The organism is Nonlabens sp. Asnod3-H03 (genome assembly GCF_045063665.1).
Lineage (GTDB): Bacteria > Bacteroidota > Bacteroidia > Flavobacteriales > Flavobacteriaceae > Nonlabens > Nonlabens ulvanivorans.
This window is the reverse complement of the sequence record NZ_JBEFOD010000007.1, coordinates 352,338-372,034: the sequence shown is the minus strand read 5'-3', so window position 1 is coordinate 372,034 and position 19,697 is coordinate 352,338. Positions and strand designations below refer to the sequence as shown.

The 19,697-nt window shown below is 33.6% G+C and carries 13 protein-coding genes; 11 read left to right on the top strand and 2 right to left on the bottom strand.

The genetic code is table 11. The features are described from left to right. Positions 1-11: 11 nt before the first annotated feature. Entirely contained in the window at positions 12-389 is a 378-nt protein-coding gene (locus tag ACJJVI_RS03125) for a hypothetical protein (protein WP_405350258.1), read from the bottom strand. A 106-nt stretch (positions 390-495) separates the two neighbouring features. On the opposite strand from ACJJVI_RS03125, the gene ACJJVI_RS03120 reads away from it, so the two are divergent. From ACJJVI_RS03120 to ACJJVI_RS03100, 5 genes are all read left to right on the top strand, one after another. After that, entirely contained in the window at positions 496-1,059 is a 564-nt protein-coding gene (locus tag ACJJVI_RS03120) for an RNA polymerase sigma factor (RefSeq protein WP_042249446.1), read from the top strand. 98 nt (positions 1,060-1,157) lie between these two features. Continuing rightward, positions 1,158-1,856: a M48 family metallopeptidase gene (locus ACJJVI_RS03115; protein WP_146128695.1), complete on the top strand. Its 699-nt coding sequence runs from the start codon at positions 1,158-1,160 to the stop codon at positions 1,854-1,856. Positions 1,857-1,937: 81 nt separating this feature from the next. Beyond that, entirely contained in the window at positions 1,938-2,876 is a 939-nt protein-coding gene (locus ACJJVI_RS03110) for a hypothetical protein (protein WP_042269786.1), read from the top strand. A gap of 358 nt (positions 2,877-3,234) precedes the next feature. Next, a complete protein-coding gene (locus ACJJVI_RS03105; RefSeq protein WP_405350253.1) occupies positions 3,235-4,326 on the top strand; it encodes a DegT/DnrJ/EryC1/StrS family aminotransferase in 1,092 nt (363 codons plus the stop codon). Continuing rightward, positions 4,326-5,624, top strand: a complete 1,299-nt coding sequence (locus tag ACJJVI_RS03100) for an O-antigen translocase (protein WP_405350250.1) — start codon at positions 4,326-4,328, stop codon at positions 5,622-5,624. The genes ACJJVI_RS03105 and ACJJVI_RS03100 overlap by 1 nt, the downstream gene beginning before the upstream one ends. Here ACJJVI_RS03100 and ACJJVI_RS03095 read toward each other — a convergent pair. Then, on the bottom strand, positions 5,608-5,991 hold the full coding sequence (locus ACJJVI_RS03095; protein ID WP_036579542.1) for a hypothetical protein: 384 nt from the start codon (positions 5,989-5,991) through the stop codon (positions 5,608-5,610). The genes ACJJVI_RS03100 and ACJJVI_RS03095 overlap by 17 nt on opposite strands. Before the next feature lie 191 nt (positions 5,992-6,182). Here ACJJVI_RS03095 and ACJJVI_RS03090 point away from each other — a divergent pair, with 191 nt between their 5' ends. From ACJJVI_RS03090 to ACJJVI_RS03065, 6 genes are all read left to right on the top strand, one after another. Continuing rightward, complete coding sequence (locus tag ACJJVI_RS03090) at positions 6,183-6,950, top strand: 3'-5' exonuclease (protein WP_042249463.1); 768 nt, start codon at positions 6,183-6,185, stop codon at positions 6,948-6,950. Between the two features lie 129 nt (positions 6,951-7,079). Continuing rightward, positions 7,080-9,863 (top strand): helix-turn-helix transcriptional regulator, encoded by a 2,784-nt coding sequence (locus ACJJVI_RS03085; RefSeq protein ID WP_405350246.1) that lies wholly within the window; start codon positions 7,080-7,082, stop codon positions 9,861-9,863. Between the two features lie 290 nt (positions 9,864-10,153). After that, a complete protein-coding gene (locus ACJJVI_RS03080; RefSeq protein WP_405350243.1) occupies positions 10,154-13,279 on the top strand; it encodes a glycoside hydrolase family 2 TIM barrel-domain containing protein in 3,126 nt (1,041 codons plus the stop codon). A gap of 13 nt (positions 13,280-13,292) precedes the next feature. Then, entirely contained in the window at positions 13,293-15,212 is a 1,920-nt protein-coding gene (locus ACJJVI_RS03075) for a glycosyl hydrolase family 16 (RefSeq protein WP_405350240.1), read from the top strand. Between the two features lie 19 nt (positions 15,213-15,231). Next, positions 15,232-16,077, top strand: a complete 846-nt coding sequence (locus ACJJVI_RS03070) for a family 16 glycosylhydrolase (RefSeq protein WP_405350237.1) — start codon at positions 15,232-15,234, stop codon at positions 16,075-16,077. Between the two features lie 119 nt (positions 16,078-16,196). Further along, positions 16,197-19,658 (top strand): hypothetical protein, encoded by a 3,462-nt coding sequence (locus ACJJVI_RS03065; RefSeq protein WP_405350234.1) that lies wholly within the window; start codon positions 16,197-16,199, stop codon positions 19,656-19,658. Positions 19,659-19,697: the final 39 nt, after the last annotated feature.

Below are 19,697 nucleotides of genomic sequence, written 5' to 3'. Positions count from 1 at the left end.
ACATTTATAATTTAAAAGGGTTCAAAGCTTGCAATGTCTATTACAGTTTCATCTTCTATCCATAAAACAGGATCAGTTGTTTCTGATTCAGATTGTTGCAATGATAGTTCCCATATCTCACCACTGTGAATGTTTTCATCAATAGTGAAGGAGTGTAGTATAAGGTAAGGATTAGAGTATTTTAACTCTTCTCTTAAATGAGTTTGTTGATCTTTTGTTGCGTTTGGTTCCCAGGTTACGTATAGTTTTAACTTAGCTGTATTACTTTTTAATTGTAGACTAGAATTCTGTAAAGTTAAATCATCTTCTTCAAGAGAATTAACACTACAAGAAGTGATAGTTAACGAGATAATTGAGCACAAAAGTAATTTTAAAAATAAATTTTTCATAAAAGTAGGGTTTTATAATTTAGGATGTTACCCTACTGTTACAAAGAGTTGTTTTTTGTTACCCTTAAAATTAAACTCTTTATGATTTACTTATATATTTGTTCAAATGGCAGATGATTTAAAATACTTAAGAGCCTTATTAACGAGTGACTCTGCTGTGATTTCAGAACTCTATAAGGATACCTTGCCTAAGGTGAAAAAATTTGTGGTTCAAAATAAAGGTTCCGTTGAAGATGCCGAGGATATTTTCCAAAAGGCATTAGTTCAAATAGCCGTTAGATATAAAAAGAATCCGTTTTCAATTAAATCTAGTTTCAAGGCTTTTTTATTTACTGCATGTAAGAATTTGTGGAGAAGAGAGCTAAATAAATCTTCACATTGGGTAACAAAAGATATAGAGGAGGAACAGTTCTATATAAAAAATGAAGATGCACATGTTTTATTAGAACAAGAACGATTAGAATTATTTCAAGCAGCCTTGGATCTGAGTTCAGATAACTGCAAGTCTATTCTTGAAATGTTTTTTAATGATGTATCCTATGCTGATATGGTAAAAGATTTGGCATATAGTTCTGAAACAGTCGCAAGACAACGTGTCTTTAAATGTAAAAAGAAACTGATAGAGCTTATCAAAGACAGCCCTAGATTTAATGCCCTAAGAGAATTATGATCACGCCAGACAACCTTTTACTTGAAAAGTACTTTAAAAATTCCTTAACTCATGAGGAACATGCTCAATTTGAAATAAGGAAGAAAGATTCAAAATTTGTGGAACAATTAATAATTGAACAACAATTGCATGATACATTCCATAAGGCAGGTTGGAGCTTTGCTAATAATGTAGATAAAACTGTTATATCTGAATATCAAGAATTATTTAATGATGAAGACATTGTTAACCTTAAAGCTACATTAAAGAATATCGATCATTCTAGTGAACCTATAAAGTCGAGGTATGATTTCAGGTGGAAACATCTTATATATGCTGCTGCTGCATCGGTCGTTATCATTATAAGTGTATCTCAATTCAATGGGACTAATTCGACTCCAGATCATGTTTATGCTACCTATTTAGATAAAAACCAGCTTACATATTCAATAGTGAGAGATGGTGATAGTCAGAGTGCGCTTGATGAGGCTACTGCATTATTCATAGATGAAAAATATAAAGAGGCTATGCCTATTATTGAAAATTCAATTATTACATCACAAGAAAACTTACCAGCCTTCTATCTTTTAAAGGGAATATCTTTGATGGAAATGGGGTCTTATGACGATGCCATCATCGCATATGATCAATTGATATCTAGTGATTTCCTTGATGCAGAGAAGGGATATTGGTATAAAGGGCTCCTATATCTTAAAAAAGGCGACGAAAAGAAAGCTCTCATGATATTTAATAAAATAAGAAAGGAACATTTATACAATGCTGGTAAAGCGACTGAAATTATCGAGTTGCTTAATTAACTTTTTTAATGTGATACTACCTTTCATATTACTTAAAATGGAATGATTATTCTGCTATCTTAGCACACTGAATATTTTCCATTGAATATTACCATTCAAAAATACTATCCAAAAAACGCCATTACATGGAATGCTTTCATAAAGCAGTCTTGTAATGGCACTTTTTTATTAGATAGAAATTTCATGAATTATCATCAGGATCGTTTTGAAGATGCAAGCCTGATGGTATACTATAATGATAAACTGGTGGCTTGTGTACCAGGGAATAGTGTTGGAGACCAATTTTATAGCCATCAAGGTTTAACTTATGGAGGTGTTTTTATGAAGTTAGAAACCTCTAATGAGTTAATGATTGCTATTTTAACTGAGATTATTTTTTATCTCAAAACTCATTACTTATCCGTTGAAATAAGATGGCAACCAGCTATCTATAACAGGCATCATTTGCATACTATAAAACAGTTTGAATTTCTAGATTTTAATACATACCAGGCTTTGCATAACTTGCATCTAAACTTGAGGAATGAATTTAATATTTCTTCAAAAAAAACAAGTGGATATCGTAATGGAAAATTTGATGAGTTGAGATTAGTAATTAATAATGATTTCAAAATATTCTGGGATGATATTCTGGAGCCTCAATTAAAAGCTAGACATCAAACTAGTCCAGTTCATAGCCTAGCTGAGATAGAATTATTAGCTTCCAGATTTCCTGATCAGATTAAACAGTTTTTGGTCTATGAAAGTGATAATTTATTAGCAGGTGTAACTTTTTTTATAAAAGGAACTATCGTAAAATCACAATATGCAGCCGCTACTTTAGACGGCATGAAAAAAAGTGCATTGGACTTTTTATATATTGAAGCTAGTAAAAAATTCAAAGACCTAAACTATAACTACATAGATTATGGACATGTGAATGAAAGTGATGGATCTGTAAATAGAGGTTTACAACGATTTAAAGAGGAACTAGGAGCCATTAATCAACCTGTGTTTAGGTCAAGATGGAGTAAAATTTAAGTATGAAATACAGTAAACGTTCCTTGCATTTTGCATGGATTTCAATTGTTCTATTAACTATTTTTTTAATCTTATCTCAATTAGATCGTAACGCCAGTACACAGTTTGATATGGTGATTGCTTACTTAATAACCTTTCAATATATCAGTATTCTAATAGGTTTTACATGTGCCATTTTGAGTTTAAGAGAGGAGAAAACAAAAATGCAAAAGTTGTCTTTTTGGATTAATGTGTTTCTGTTTATTGGCTTGGCGTTTTTTTTTATATTCAACTATTTTACTAATTCGCAGTAAGGATTTCATTATCAAATACTTTATTATTTTTAAAAACGTTTAAAAAAACACCAGTCATAGAAAATTTGAAAATATCTTACTTGCCATTACGAGAGCTTAATGCCCGTTTTCATCATAAAGATCAGCAATCATTTGCGTCTGTTTATGAATCAGGTAGATATATAGGTGGTCCTTACGTAGAACAATTTGAAAGGCAATTTGCGGTTTATTGCGGTGTGGATAAGGTTGTAAGCACAGGAAACGGTCTAGATGCACTAACCTTAATATTATTGGCCGAAAAAGAATTAGGGAACCTTTCAGAAAATGCTAAAATTCTTCTTCCAGCTCATACTTACATTGCAACTTTTTTAAGTATCATCCATGCTGGAATGCAGCCTGTTCCTGTAGATGTTTCTGATATATTATTAACTGTCGATGATTTAAAATCACAAATTGATAAAGTGGATGCGATTATTACCGTTGACTTATATGGTAAGTTGGTTAGCGATGAAGTTTATGCTTTTGCGGCAGCGCAACAAAAGCCAGTCTATTGTGACAGCGCACAATCGCATGGTGCCATTAATAGCGATGGTAAGCGATCAGGAAGTCTAGCTAGGGCAAGTGCCTTCTCCTTCTATCCCACAAAAAATTTAGGTGCATTAGGTGATGGTGGTGCTATCACTACAGATGATCATGTACTAGCAGCTATGGCTCGTAAACTAGCTAACTATGGTCGTGATAACCGATTTCAGAATTCTGTAAAGGGAATTAATAGTAGGTTAGATCCATTGCAAGCGGCCTTTTTAAGTAATAGATTAGCATTGCTTGATGAAGATAATTTGCAACGATCAAAAGTCGCTCAATATTATTTTGATCATTTCAAAAATGATCACGTAGTGACTGCTAACGTTAACTTTTTAAAGCATAACTCTTGGCATGTTTTTCCTGTTTTTGTGACAGATCGAGATCACTTTCAAGATTATATGATGGAAAACGGTATTGAAACTAATGTGCATTATCCTTTACCACCACATCAACAAGAGGCCTTTAAAGAGTTGAATGATTTAAGTTTTCCGCAAACAGAAAATTTACACCTGACAGAGGTAAGCCTACCTTGTCATCCATTACTATCTCCATCAGAAATTAAAAAAGTAGTTCAAGTTGTAAATAGCTATTAATGAGATCTCTCTTAAGTTTTTTTACTAAAAATGTACTGCTTAAAGTTGCAAGTTTTAATGGTGTATTCATTCTTATTAGAATAGGTATAGGAGCAATAATGTCTCGTATCATTGCAGACTATGCTGGTGCTGCTGGAATGGCGATTATGGGTAATCTTCGCAATTTTACTCAAGGTATACAGACTTTTGCCGTTTTGGGGTTTGAACATGGATTAGTATCATATGCAGCGGCTTATCGTAAAGACTTCACTGAATTAAAAAAACATTACAAAACTGCATGGTCTTTATCTATCATATCTAGTTTAATACTAGCGATATTAATTTTTATAGCGGCACCATGGTTAGATGATTATCTAATCGCTACCGATATATCCTTTACAACCGTTTTTAGATTATTTGCTGTTTCCTTGCCGTTTTATGTCGTTTTTATTTTTATTACTTCACTATTACAAGGATTTGAATTTTTTAAAAGGTATATCACTTTACAGATAGTTATAAGTTTAGTGATTTTTATAATATCAGCTTATTTGATTTATACTTTTAATCTGACTGGTGCTTTGTATAGTATTGTGATAGTCCCTTTTATACAATGTGTAGTTGCCTTTTTTTTTCTTAAAAGTACTATTCAACATCAAGTTCCTTTATTTGAATTGATAGGTTTTCAATGGAGTCAAGAAATTGCTAAAAAGCTCTTTTCATACAGTGCCATGGCTTTAGTTAGTGCCTTTTTATTGCCTTTGGTTGCCATACTAGTACGTAATGAAGTGCGCACGCAAGTAGGTGATGCAGCGGCTGGATGGTGGGAAGGAATGATTAGAGTATCTAATTACTACATACTTTTTGCGACTAGTTTAATAAGTATGTATGTACTACCTAAACTAAGTAAAAATAAAAGTTCATCCCATTTTAGAACAACGATATCACATTTTTATAAAACTATTTTGCCTTTCCTGCTATTAGGTTTAATAGCAGTATATATTTCTAGGGACTATATCATCCTCTATTTATTTAATGCTGATTTTGAAGGAATGGAGCCACTGTTTAAATGGCAATTAATAGGCGATTTTATTAAAATAGTCACTACTGTACTAGCTTTTCAATTTATTGCGCGCAACGATATAAAAAGATATCTAGTGGCAGAAATAGTAAGCGTTTTAAGCTTTTATATTTTCAGCATGATTTTATTACCACTATATAGTATAGAAGGAATAGTCATGGCACATGTTGCAAATTATATCGTTTACTTTATAGTAATCGTGATACTATTAAAAAAAGAATTATTTAATTCTGCTTCTTAGGATCAATGCGCATTACATCCTTAACAATAGTATCTGTTTTGCGCAATTCAATATTATTTTCCTTTTTTGTCACTACAGCAATATAAGTATGTGTGGTATCCTTACCCTTTAAAGGAATCAATGTTATAAGTGCTTTTTTAGTTTTTGCAGGAATTGTCTCGATCATAGGTCGATCTGCACTACGACGGAAACCTGTGCTATTGACTTTAAAAAATAAATCAAGATCATTGTCGGTTACATTTTCAGCATAATAGGTAATCTTTTTATGACCTTTTTCTATGGTGATGTTTATACCTTCTGGTTGCTGCTGTAAAGGGATCGCTATTATCAATAGAAATAACGCAGTAAGTAATTTAAGTCCGTTCATGTTCTTGTTTTATTGCAACTTGATATTTGCTACAAATTGTTTTTATTAAATTCTTTTACAAATTCCATGCCTTGACATAGGTAGCTGCTATCTTTGTAAAAATAATAAAGTTTAAACATATCAATAAATGTTTGGATTCCGCTTTCGCGAAAGCGTGTAACTCACAACATTGATCTTCTAAAATATATCACATGCAACTCAATTTACGTAGACCTATTTGTTTTTTTGATTTAGAAACCACAGGAGTTAATATTTCAAAAGATCGAATTGTTGAGATTGCTATACATAAAGTATTGCCTGATGGTACTGAGAAAACATATTCTTATAGAGTGAACCCGACGGTTCCTATTCCTGCAGCGACCACAGCTGTACACGGAATTACTGACGAGATGGTAAAAGATGAACGTACTTTTAAGGAGTTAGCTCATGAAATTCACAATATTATTAAAGATTCTGACTTAGCTGGTTTTAATTCAAACCGATTTGATATTCCCTTACTGGCAGAAGAGATGCTGCGTGCTGATGTAGATTTTGACATGGGTAATCGTAATGCTATTGATGTACAAAATATTTTTCATAAAATGGAGCAACGTACACTTGTCGCTGCGTATAAATTTTATTGTGATAAGGATCTTACAAATGCGCATAGTGCAGAGGCTGATACTATCGCTACATATGAAGTGCTCAAAGGTCAATTAGATCGTTATCCAGACCTTGAAAACGACATGAATTCTCTTGCTGATTTTTCTACGCGTCGTAAGCCGGTCGATTTTGCAGGAATGCTTGCTTTTAATGATAAAGGAGAAGAGTGTTTCAATTTTGGGAAACACAAAGGGAAGAGAATTGTCGATGTGTTAGAGAAAGAACCAGGTTATTACAGCTGGATTCAGAACGCAGACTTTCCTTTATACACAAAAAAAGTTCTTACCGCTATAAAGTTGAGAGGATTTAATAAGTAGTATTGTATAGGTTGTTTTTTTATTTTTAAATCTTTACTTATTGGTTTAAAGTGCCTTACGTTTTATAGTGTCTAGCACTGTAGCTTGTGTGTTGAGTTATTTTAGTTACATTTGAGAAAACTGTAACTGTTGAAAGCAATATACTTCTTACTATTATTATCCCTGTTTTATATAAATGGTGCGGCTCAAGAGTTGCCTCCTTTAAATAATTATGAGCCTTCACAATATGGCGCAGGTAACCAAAATTGGATGTTGTCGGAGTCAGAAAATAATTATATTTATATTGCTAACAACAAAGGATTATTAGAATATAATGGTGCTCAATGGCGTCTCTACAAAACGCCTAATGAGAGTATTATGAGATCTGTAAAGGTAGCAGGCGATCGCATTTATACTGGATGCTACATGGATTTTGGCTACTGGCAAAAAGATGATCGTGGTGTTTTAAAGTACACATCTATTATTGAATCTTCCGTCATCGATGTTGAAGAAGATGAGCAGTTCTGGAATATTATCGTAAATGAAGATTATGTTTTATTTCAATCCTTATCTCATATCTATTCGTACGATATAAGTAGTGGTAAAGTCTCTCTTTTAGTATCTAATGATAATATCAATAAATTTTTTAAAGTAAATGGGACTTATTATTACCATTCTTTGGGAGAAGGATTATTCACTATTTCTAATCAGAGACCTTTACCTATAAGTCAAAGTGATTTTTTTAAAGAAGAGACCGTTATTCTATTATTTGAACATGAATCTAAAGTTCATTTTTTAACTGAAAATGCAGACTTATATAGATTAGAAAATAAAGAACCAGTGTTGGTTGCTCAATCTGATTTAAATTTTGACCTTACTGTGTATAACGCGCTTTTTTTAAGTGACGGTAGTCTGATGTTAGGCACTATTTCTAATGGAGTTGTTTCCATGAATCTTGATGGTAGCACCAATTATGTTATCAATCAAAGTGATGGTTTAATTAATAATACATGTCTTACCATTTTTGAAGATTCTAAAAAAAATGTTTGGTTAGGTCTAGATAATGGAATTAGTTCTGTAAACGTAGATTCAGCTTATAGTATTTATCATGATAGAGATGGAGAATTAGGTACGGTTTATACTTCTTACAAATCGGGTAATATTCTTTATGTAGGTACTAATCAAGGTTTGTTTTATAAAAATGATGATTCTTTAGATTTTACCTTTATTGATGGCACGCAAGGGCAGGTGTGGTCTATTACTAGTATTAATGGGCAATTATATTGTAACCATCATTCGGGAATATTTATTGTTGAAAATGATAGGGCAGAGCGCATACCAGGTACTATTGGTACATGGCAGACCCATAGAATCAGTGATGACTCTAACTTGCTTCTTGCAGGAACTTATAATGGCTTATACTTTTTAACCAAAAAAGGTGATAATTGGGAAGTAAGAAATAAGATAAAAGGATTTAATATCAGTTCAAAGGATGTGGTAGTTGATAAGGTCAAGAATATTTATGTAAATCATGAATATAAAGGTGTTTTTAAATTGTCCCTAAATGATTCCTTAACTTCCGTTCAAAGAATTGATACAGTAGAGGTTTTGGGTAAAGGTATTGGTTCTGATATGATAATGTTTAAGGATAATATCATCTATGCCAGACGAGACTCGGTTTATACAAAACCTTATAATGAAAAGACTTTCACCCTAAATGAGGAGTTAAGTCAACTGGTAAGAAAAGATGTTTATACCTCAGGTACTTTAGTCATAAGCAATGGGTATCTATGGCTGTTCAATAAAGATCACCTTTCAAAAATTAGTATTGAGGATATTGATGGTACCTATTCTGTAGAAAAAGTATTTTTAAGTAAAGAATTGAGAAACGAGAAAGTAGGGTATGAAAACTTAACGGTCTTAGGGTCTAATGAATATTTGATTGGGTCATCTTATGGATATACCACCTTAAATCAGAATAAAAAAACAGTTACAACAAATGAATTATACATTAATGAGGTTAAATCTTTTAAGGATGGAGAGTTTATATTGTTTGGGTTAACAGACATACCTACTATACCGTATAAGGATAACTTTCTGCAAATTCATTATAGCTCGCCTTCATACAACTCGTTAAATACTGTATTATATCAATATAGAGTATTAGAACTTAATGAATCATGGAGTGAATGGGTTGAAAATACTTCAATCGAATTAAAAAACCTTTCATATGGGGATTATAATTTTGAGGTGAGATCTAGAATTAACGAAACTTTATCCACTAATACAGAAACCTATAGCTTTACTATTGCTAGACCTTATTATTTGACTAATACCGCAATTGCGATTTATATTCTTCTTTTGATTGCTTTAATAATATTATTAAACGGATTTTATATTTGGTATTTTAAAAGACAAAAAGAGAGAGCTCTTTTGAAACAGCAAAAAGAATTAGAGCTTAGGAACCTTACTAATGAGAAGAATTTAATTGAACTACGTAATGCCAAATTAAGAGGAGATATTGAGCATCGAAATAAAGAACTTGCCATTTCTACTATGGCAATGATAAAGAAAAATGAAACTCTGAATGAATTAAAAGAAGAGCTAAATAATCTTCCTAAAACTGTAGAGTCAAAGTCCTTAAAAAAGATGCTAGATAAAAACCTGAATAGTAAACAAGACTGGTTAACTTTTGAGGAAGCTTTTAATAATGCCGACAAAGATTTTTTCAAAAAAATTAAAGAATTGCATCCATCACTTACATCTGGTGATCTTAGATTATGTGTTTATCTTAGGTTAAATCTCTCATCGAAAGAAATTGCTCCATTATTAAATATTTCTCCTAGGAGTGTTGAGATAAAACGATATCGTTTGCGTAAAAAATTAGATCTGTCTCGAGAGGATAGTCTTACGAGTTACATTGTTGAGATATAAGATTTAAAGATTCAAATACTTAATAACTCAACATTAGTACAACATATTTGAAATTATAAATATTTATACTGACTAAATATTGTGTAAGTCAATCTTTTTCAGTCTTTTAAGGGTGTTTCTGTTAAATGTTATGTAATGATATGTTTTTTTATAAAATGTATGCTTTTTGTTGTAGTTAAAATTTTTTTTATCTGAAATAACAAAGATACTTTTAGCATGTATAAATTTTAAGTTTTCACGTTTTTGTTGAATTACGAAATCGATTTCTGAAAGCCTCCAAATTATTTAATATGAAAAATATCTATTTAAGCATCGCATGGTTGCTTTTTGGATTTTTGGCGTTCGCACAAAATCCTGAAATTTCATTAAAATCTAATGAAAATGGTCATGTACTTTTAGTAGAGAATGAACCCTTTATTATCAATGGGATGAATTGGGATTATTTTCCTATTGGCACCAATTTTAATTACAGCTTATGGAAGCAATCGGATGATGTTATTAAAGCAGCTTTGGACGCAGAAATGGGACTGCTTCAAAATATGGGAGTTAACACTATTAGACAATATACAGGAGTTCCATCTAAATGGATTACTTATATATATGACAATTACGGAATTTACACTATGCTTAATCATTCTTTCGGTAGATATGGTTTAAATGTAAATGGATCTTGGGTTGCAAATACAGAGTATAGTGATGAAGCAACAAGAAAGCTATTGCTTTTAGAAGCTACAGATATGGTTCGCTCTTATAAGGATACTAGAGGTATTTTGATGTTCCTATTAGGTAATGAAAATAATTATGGTCTTTTTTGGGATGGTGCAGAAACAGAAGATATTCCGTTAGAGGATAGAAAATCTACTCAACGTGCAAGGTCGTTGTATAAAATATTCAATGAAGCTGTAGTTCAAATGAAAGCTATTGACAGTAATCATCCTATGGCAATTTGTAATGGTGATTTGTTATTTATAGATATTATTGCTGAAGAGTGCAAGGACATTGATATATTAGGTACTAACATGTACCGTGGTAAGACTTTTACAGATGCGTTTCAGACGGTGAAAGAGAAACTTAATAAGCCTTTAATGTTTACTGAGTTTGGAGCTGACGCTTTTAATGCGATAGAAAATCAAGAAGATCAAAAATCTCAGGCCTATTACATGCTTAATAATTGGAAGGATATTTATAAGAATGTCGCTGGTATGGGTATGTCAGGTAATTCAATAGGTGGTTTTACATTTCAATTTAGTGATGGCTGGTGGAAGTTTGGCCAGACTAAAAACCTAGACGTGCACGACAATAATGCATCGTGGTCAAACGGAGGATATGATCTTGATTTAGTACCTGGAGAGAATAATATGAATGAGGAATGGTTTGGTATTTGCGCTAAGGGACCTACAAATCCTCGTGGGCTTTACACATTATATCCTCGAGCAGCTTACTATACGCTTAAAGAGGTGCATAAGTTAAATCCATATGGCTCCAATATTGATTTGAATTTTGTAGATAACTATTTTAAGAATATTAATCTAATGGATGCCGTACTACGAGCGCGCGGTGATAAAGCGGCAATGAGTGGTGGTGGAAACAGTGAAAAAATACGTATCAGTAATCTAAGCGCAAAATTTACAACGTTTAGCACAGGTGGTTCTTTGATTACAACTCCAGAAGTTGCCGACCCGAATTCTGATGCTGTTCCTGATGAACAAGGTTTTGATCACATGCAGTCCTATTTTATAGGAGTTGAAGGAAATCCTGCTGCAAATATGAGAGCAGAGGTTAATGTCAATATATTAGGTAATGTTGCTGAGAATCCGATTAATGAAATCTTTTATGAAAATAGAGGTAGACAAATAACCGTTGATTCACAGGATGGAGCAATTGACCTTATTGATCAAAATAGAGTACAAATTTATAATGCAAGCTATGAATGGAATGCAAAAGATTTTGACGCAAGAGGTTTTTATAGAACAGGACATTATCATTGGGGTTATGAAGGAGATTTTTTTGGACTTTATCCAGAGGCAAATTATGGACCTAATTTAGATATTTACAATGGAGAGACTCTTGGAATGGAAGTGGATGGAAAAAGAGCACTTAAAGGTTTCAAAGCAGCTTTTGGTCCTCAACTTTGGTGGGGTGCAAATCCTGCAATTCTTTTAAAATATAGTCGTCAAGTTGGTAAATATAATCTAACAGGAATCTACCACGAGGATCTTGATAATTTAGGTGGAGCAGTAAGTTCTATCGCTATTCCGCAGCCTAAGACGAGAAGAGTTACCTTTCATGCCGCTCGTAAATTTGGAGATATTGGTCTAGAAGTAGGAGGTATTTGGGGTGGATCACCGCTTAATGGACGAGAGTTTCAAGTGGCTGAAGGGACATCTGGAAATTATACGGTATTAACTGACAAGATTCAAGCTTCTGATAATTTTGGTGGTAAGATTAAAATGACTTACCAAAGTGGTAGAGTTAATGCATATGCACAAGCTGGAGCATTTGGCTTAGTTGCTAGTAATGGAGGTGATTATACACAAACGTTTACTGGATGGAGATTAAAAGAGTCTGGAGGAGGAAATCAGACTAACGTTTTAGCTGGTTTCACTTACTCTGTTGGTGACTTTCAAATAGCACCTAACTTTTTATGGCAAAAACCAATAGTAGGTCCTATGCCTAACGATGTGGGAGCTCCTGGAAGACTTAGAAATATAATTCAAGATCCTTTTTCAGTAAGAAGCAACAGAGAAACTACTGCAGGTGAAATTTTATTAAGTTATGACCCAACACCAGCAACATGGATGTATGAATGGGACAACGATAGGTCTGAAGACGCAAAATTTGCAATGAACATTGGTTTTGTCTATCGCAAGCACCCAACAGCGCAAGATGCAGCAATTGGGTTCTCAGATACACGAGATTTTTTAATCTTTCCTAACTCTGCACCTGCAGAAGATTTATGGGAAGCACATTCAAGAGTTGTCTCTAAGCTAACACCAGAATTAGGATTAATTGCAAATATGTATTACGGTACCGCGCAAGCAAATGGTAGTGATGAAAGATTAATTAAACGAGGTGGTGGTGATGTAAGGTTCATTTATAAAAAAGTGAAAGTTACAGGAGCAGTAAAAGTTAATGATTGGGGTCCTTTTGATTATCATAGAGATTTCAATCTTACCTATCCACTGCAAATGTCTTTAGATATCTCTACATCTCTCGGTAAACCAGATTGGTTCATCTTACCAGATACCAGAATTGGTATCATGGGTACTTGGAGATCTTTAAATGAATTTTCACCTAGATATAGTCCTAATCAAGCAGAACCTTTTGCTGACCAACCAATAATAAGTCCAATTGGATTCCCTAATGGATCTGAATGGGAAATAAGAACTTATGTTCATATTAACATAGGTAAATAAAAAGATAATAGAAATGAAAAATTCAAAAATTAATTTTTTAAAAGTTTCTTTATTACTAGCGGTAATCTCATTAACCATTAGTTGTGAAAGAGATTTATCAGACGATGTAGCTGCTGCTACTTTTTCTAAGACAGGAGAAATTTTTACTGATACACCTATCGGATTGGGTAGTGATTTTTATTTCCCATACTCGGATTCAAAATTTACTGCCTTTTCTGTTGATAACAATGAAGGTTATCAAAGTGCAGCGTCTATAAGAATTGATGTGCCTAACGATAATGATCCAGAAGGAGCTTATGCGGGTGGAATTTTTAGAATTGATGGAGCGGGAAGAGATTTGACGGAATACGATGCTCTAACTTTCTGGGCCAAAGCATCGCAAGGTGTAACGATTGGCGAATTAGGTTTTGGAGAGGATTTTTTAGAGAACCGATTTGTTGCAACTAGAACCGATATTAGTATCGGTACTAATTGGAGTAAATATATTGTACCTATTCCAGATCCTTCAAAATTAACTCAAGAACGTGGTATGTTAAGATATGCTGCAGGAACTCAAGGAACTGGTGGGGCTGGATATACTTTATGGATTGATGAACTGAAATTTGAAAAGTTAGGTACTATAGCTCAACCTAGGCCTTCCATCGTAAACGGACAAGACGTTACCGCAAGCTCATTTACAGGTGTAACAACTCCAGTAACTGATTTAATGCAAACCTTTAATATAGCTTCTGCTGGTGATGTGTCAGTAGTGACAGCACCTGCTTATTTTGAGTTCAACTCGTCAGATACTAATGTTGCAACGGTTGATGCTTCTGGTATTATAAGTGTAATAACATCCGGTACTAGTGAGATTACGGCTACTCTAGGTGAAAATGATGCGTCTGGTTCCATAACAATTAATTCTTTAGGTAATTTTATTCTAGCACCTACACCTACAAGAAGTCCTGCTAATGTGATTTCAATTTTTAGCGATACTTATACTAATGTGCCTGTAGATTTTTATAATGGCTTTTGGGAACCATTTCAAACTACCTTATCGGCTGATTTTGTAGTTAATGGTGATAATATTTTAAACTACACAAACTTCAATTTTGTGGGGAATCAATTTGCAAACCCAACAGTTGATGCTACTGAAAAGTCCAACTTACATTTAAATATGTACATACCTGGTAGTGTTCCAGCAGGTCTCGATTTCTTAATATCTATAGTTGATTTTGGTCCTGATCAGGTTGATGGTGGTGGAGACGATACACGCCAACAAGTATTTTTTAATAGCTCTGATTTTACTGCAGATACTTGGTCAACACTTGAAATTCCAATTACTCTTACTCAAAGAAATAACATCGGACTTATTATATACGAGACCGTTAATTTTTCTGTACTACCTAACTTTTATTTAGACAATATCTATTTCTATGGAGAACCTACATCACCTACCACGGCGGCGGCAATTCCATCAGATGCCGCATCTAATGTGATTTCACTCTACAGTGATGCTTATACAGATGTAGCCGTGGATACTTTTAGAACGCCATGGTCATCAACACCTACGGTACTCACTGATGAAGTAGTTGCAGGTGATAATATAAAGAAATATACTTCATTAGGATTTGCTGGTATTGAAACTATTTCAAGTACTGTAGACGCCAGTGCCATGACACATTTAAGAATAGACACTTGGTCTGCAAACTATTCATCTTTTGCTATTAAATTGGTTGACTTAGGAGCAGATAATACGATAGGTACACCAGATGATTCTGAACATGAGATTACCATTTCTAATCCAGCAACAGGACAATGGGTGAGCCATGATATACCACTGACAGACTTTACCGGATTATTAAACACTTCAAATATAGGTCAGTATATAATTGTAGCTCAGCCTTTTGAAAGTGCAGATGTTTATATCGATAATTTATACTTCCGTAATTAATAGGAGAAAGACAAGAATTATGAAATTAATAAAAAATCACACCATGTATAAACTATCTGTTCTATCCATAGCTGTAAGTTTTGTACTATTAGGCAATAGCTGTTCAATAGATGAAAAGCAAACAGTGACTACGTTAAAAAACTTAGTCCTTTCAGATGAGTTTGATGTAGATGGAGCTCCAGACCCAACTTTATGGGGATTTGATATCGGTAATGGTGCAGACCAAGGTATACCAGGATGGGGAAATAACGAATTACAATATTATACCGATCGTACAGAAAACGTAAACGTTGAAAATGGTATGCTAAAAATAACAGCTCTTCAAGAGAATTTTCAAGGTGCTGGATTTACATCTGCTAGAATGCTAACCAAAGGAAAGTATCAAAGAAAATTTGGTCGTTTTGAAGCTAGGATTAAACTACCATGGGGACAAGGTATCTGGCCTGCCTTTTGGATGTTAGGAGATGATGCAAACGGGACGCAAATATGGCCTCAAATAGGGGAAATTGATATCATGGAATACCGTGGTCAGGATCCTACAATTGTTTTGGGTAGTGTACATGGACCAGGCTATTCTGGTGGTAATGCTGTTACTAAATCCTATGATCTCGTAAATGATCGATTTGATACAGACTTTCACATTTTTGGTATAGAATGGGGACCAGATTACATTAATTATTATGTCGATGATGTGCTGTACAATCAGATTACGCCAGATGATGTGAATGGAGAATGGGTTTTTAATGATAACGACTTCTACATTATTATGAATCTTGCAGTAGGTGGTTCTTTTGTAGGAGCTCCAACTCAACAAACGGTTTTTCCTCAAACTATGTATGTGGATTATATACGCATCTACGAGTAAATAATAACATATTGATTTAAGATTTTGCATGACGCTTTCGCGAAAGCGGAATCATCAATAGCATCTTTTATTTTAATCAATTTCAAATTCTAATAGCAGTTTTACTATAATTTAAAATAATGACCAATAAAGAAATATATCTAGGAAATCTAAAAGCCACTTCTCAAAATAATGAAGTAAAAGGTGAGCTAGTCGATTTTCAAAATGAGAAATATTATAAAATAAGTAATCATGATGCGATGCGACCATTTTTTATGAGCATCGTAAGCGATTCAAATCACTGGATGTTTATCTCTAGCAATGGTGGTCTTACCGCAGGTCGTAAAAACAGTGACGCTGCATTATTCCCATACTATACCGATGATAAAATTACAGAGTCTAATGATATAACAGGAAGTAAAACGATTATTAGACTTCATAAAGAAGATCGCGATTTACTATGGGAACCTTTCTCAAATAGATATACTGGGATTTATAAAACCTCGCGTAATTTATATAAAAATGTATATGGTAATAAGTTGGTTTTTGAAGAAATCAACCATGATTTGAACATAACCTATCGATACTCATGGAACTCCAGTGATATCTATGGTTTTGTGAAAAAGTCTGAGATCATTAATGGTAGTTCAGATAAAGTGAAAATGACTGTTCTAGATGGTTTGCAAAACTTACTTCCTGCAACAGTAGGAGAGGATTTACAAAAAGCATCTAGTAATTTAGTTGATGCTTATAAACGTTCTGAACTTAAAGAGGAAACAGGAGTTGGTATTATTGCACTTAGTGCTGTGATTGTAGATAAAGCAGAACCTAGTGAGGCACTTAAGGCAAATATTGTGTGGTCTTTAAATGTAGATAATCCTACTTATTTATTATCCAGTCTTCAACTAGATAGTTTTAGAAAAGGTTTCAATGTTCTTGGAGAGACTGATATAAAGGCAGAGAAAGGCGCTTATTTCACAATTTCAGAAATGGAAATTTCTGGAAACAGTAGTAAGGAATGGTATTACATGGCAGACGTTAATAAGAATATTGTCTCTATTAATGATATTTCAAAACAGATTGAGACAGATGCAAATCTCATCAACAAGATTAAAGAAAACATAGAATTAGGTTCGCAAAAACTTATCAATCTTATAGCAGCGTCAGACGGATTGCAATTAACTGCAGATCCATTGACTAATAACCGACACTTTGCAAACACGATGTTTAATATCATGCGAGGTGGGATTTTTGATAACAACTACGCTATTGAAAAAGATGATTTTGAAGAATATTTAAAAGCAGCAAATAGAAAGGTTTATAATGACTGTATAGACTTGCTTAAAGAGCTGCCAGATACATTTAATCACGATCTTATAACAAAGATTGCTTATTCAAGTAATCATGCAGATTTTAAAAGGTTAGTTATAGAATATCTGCCACTTAAATTTAGTAGGAGACATGGTGATCCTAGTCGCCCATGGAATAAGTTTTCAATCAATACTCGTAGTGAAGTAGATGGGTCAAAAATCTTGGACTATGAAGGTAACTGGCGTGATATTTTCCAGAACTGGGAAGCATTGGCACATTCCTATCCAGAGTTTATAGATGGAATGATTCATAAGTTCTTAAATGCAACCACGTTTGATGGTTATAACCCATATAGAGTTACTAAAGGAGGATTTGATTGGGAAGTTATAGAAGAAGATGATCCATGGTCTTATATTGGATATTGGGGTGATCACCAGATCATTTATTTACTTAAGTTCTTAGAGTTTATTAAAGATTACTATCCTGGTAAGTTGGATAGCTTCTTAAATGAAGATCTATTTGTATATGCAAACGTTCCTTATAAAATTAAGGAGTATGCAGATATCTTAAAGAACCCTAAAGACACCATAGACTTCGATTATCGTTTACAAGAAGTCATAGAAGAAAGAAGAGAAGAAGTAGGAGCAGATGGTGCGTTATTAAGAGACACATCAGGTCATGTTTATAGAGTAAATCTAGTTGAAAAATTACTAGCAACGGTTCTTGCCAAAGTTTCTAATCTTATCCCTGAAGCTGGTATATGGTTAAACACTCAACGTCCAGAATGGAACGATGCAAATAATGCGCTGGTAGGAAACGGAGTTTCCATGGTAACATTATATTACCTAAGACGTTTCTTAAACTACTTTAATGACTTCATTAAAAATGCTGATTTTGAAACTACTGCAGTTTCTCAGGAGCTAGAAGTATTTTTTGCAGGTGTAAGCAAGACCTTAAAGAATCATCATGGATTACTTGATGGCGTTATGAATGATACACAACGTAGAGCTGTTCTAGATGGTGTTTCCCAACCAGCAAGTAACTATAGAACTGGAATTTACAATAACAACTTCTCAGGTGATAAAAAAGAAGTTTCAAAAAGTAGTTTACTAGAATTCATAGAAACTACTTTAAAATACTTAGACCACAGTATAGACGCAAATAAACGTGCAGATGGCATGTACCATGCCTATAATCTTATGACCATAGAAGATAATGGAGACGTAAGTGTTTCTTACTTATCTGAAATGTTAGAAGGTCAGGTAGCGGTATTAAGTTCTGGTTACTTAAACTCTAAACAGGCACTTGAGGTAATGGATGGATTAAAATCCAGCGCACTATTTAGAGAAGACCAGTACAGCTATATCTTGTACCCTAATAAAGATTTACCTGGATTTGAGGAGAAGAATATAATACCTCAAGAACTGGTTGCAAAGTCACAATTACTGCAGCAGCTTCTTAAAAACGGTAATCAACAAATAGTAGTTCAAGATAATACTGGAGACTATCACTTCAATGCTAACTTTAATAACGTAAACAGTCTTAAAAAAGCACTGAAGAATTTATCTAATGGCGATTATAAAGACTTAGTTCAAACCGAACAAAGACAACTAGAGAAAACTTTTGAAGCGGTTTTTAATCATAAAGCCTTTACCGGTAGGTCGGGTACATTCTTCGGCTATGAAGGATTAGGTTCTATATACTGGCATATGGTTTCTAAACTATTGCTTGCAGTACAAGAGTGCTGTTTAAAAGCAGTTAATGAAGGTGCTAACGATAAGATCATCGGGAAAATGTTTGATCACTATTTTGAGATTCAAGCAGGAATCGGAGCTCATAAATCACCAGAATTGTATGGTGCGGTACCTACAGATCCATATTCACATACGCCAGGTACAAAAGGGGCTCAACAACCAGGAATGACTGGGCAGGTTAAGGAAGATATCTTGAGCCGTTTTGGCGAGCTAGGTCTGGTGGTTACTAATGGTATGCTTTCTTTTAAACCTAGCATGTTGCGCAAACTAGAGTTTTTAAAAACTAATCAAGACTTTAAATATGTAGATGTAAATCAAAAGAAGCAATCTATAAAAGTCAATACAGGATCACTGGCATTTACATATTGTCAGGTGCCAGTTATCTATACCCAAAGCATTGCTGAAAATATCCTAGTTATGTTCACTGATGGTGATCAAATAACTTTTGATGGACTGAGCCTAGATAGAAAAACAAGTGAAATGTTATTTCAACGCGCACATAAAATTAAGGTTATAAAAGTAAATCTGAATAAGTAAAAAATAAGATGGATGATTAGTTATCACTTTCGCGAAAGC

Bases quoted from the DNA above. Each gene is read 5' to 3' on its own strand.
- ACJJVI_RS03080 (WP_405350243.1), top strand. From the start codon at position 10,154: ATGAAAAATATCTATTTAAGCATCGCATGGTTGCTTTTTGGATTTTTG.
- ACJJVI_RS03070 (WP_405350237.1), top strand. From the start codon at position 15,232: ATGAAATTAATAAAAAATCACACCATGTATAAACTATCTGTTCTATCC.
- ACJJVI_RS03090 (WP_042249463.1), top strand. From the start codon at position 6,183: ATGCAACTCAATTTACGTAGACCTATTTGTTTTTTTGATTTAGAAACC.
- ACJJVI_RS03075 (WP_405350240.1), top strand. From the start codon at position 13,293: ATGAAAAATTCAAAAATTAATTTTTTAAAAGTTTCTTTATTACTAGCG.
- ACJJVI_RS03125 (WP_405350258.1), bottom strand. From the start codon at position 389: ATGAAAAATTTATTTTTAAAATTACTTTTGTGCTCAATTATCTCGTTA.
- ACJJVI_RS03095 (WP_036579542.1), bottom strand. From the start codon at position 5,991: ATGAACGGACTTAAATTACTTACTGCGTTATTTCTATTGATAATAGCG.
- ACJJVI_RS03065 (WP_405350234.1), top strand. From the start codon at position 16,197: ATGACCAATAAAGAAATATATCTAGGAAATCTAAAAGCCACTTCTCAA.
- ACJJVI_RS03120 (WP_042249446.1), top strand. From the start codon at position 496: ATGGCAGATGATTTAAAATACTTAAGAGCCTTATTAACGAGTGACTCT.
- ACJJVI_RS03100 (WP_405350250.1), top strand. From the start codon at position 4,326: ATGAGATCTCTCTTAAGTTTTTTTACTAAAAATGTACTGCTTAAAGTT.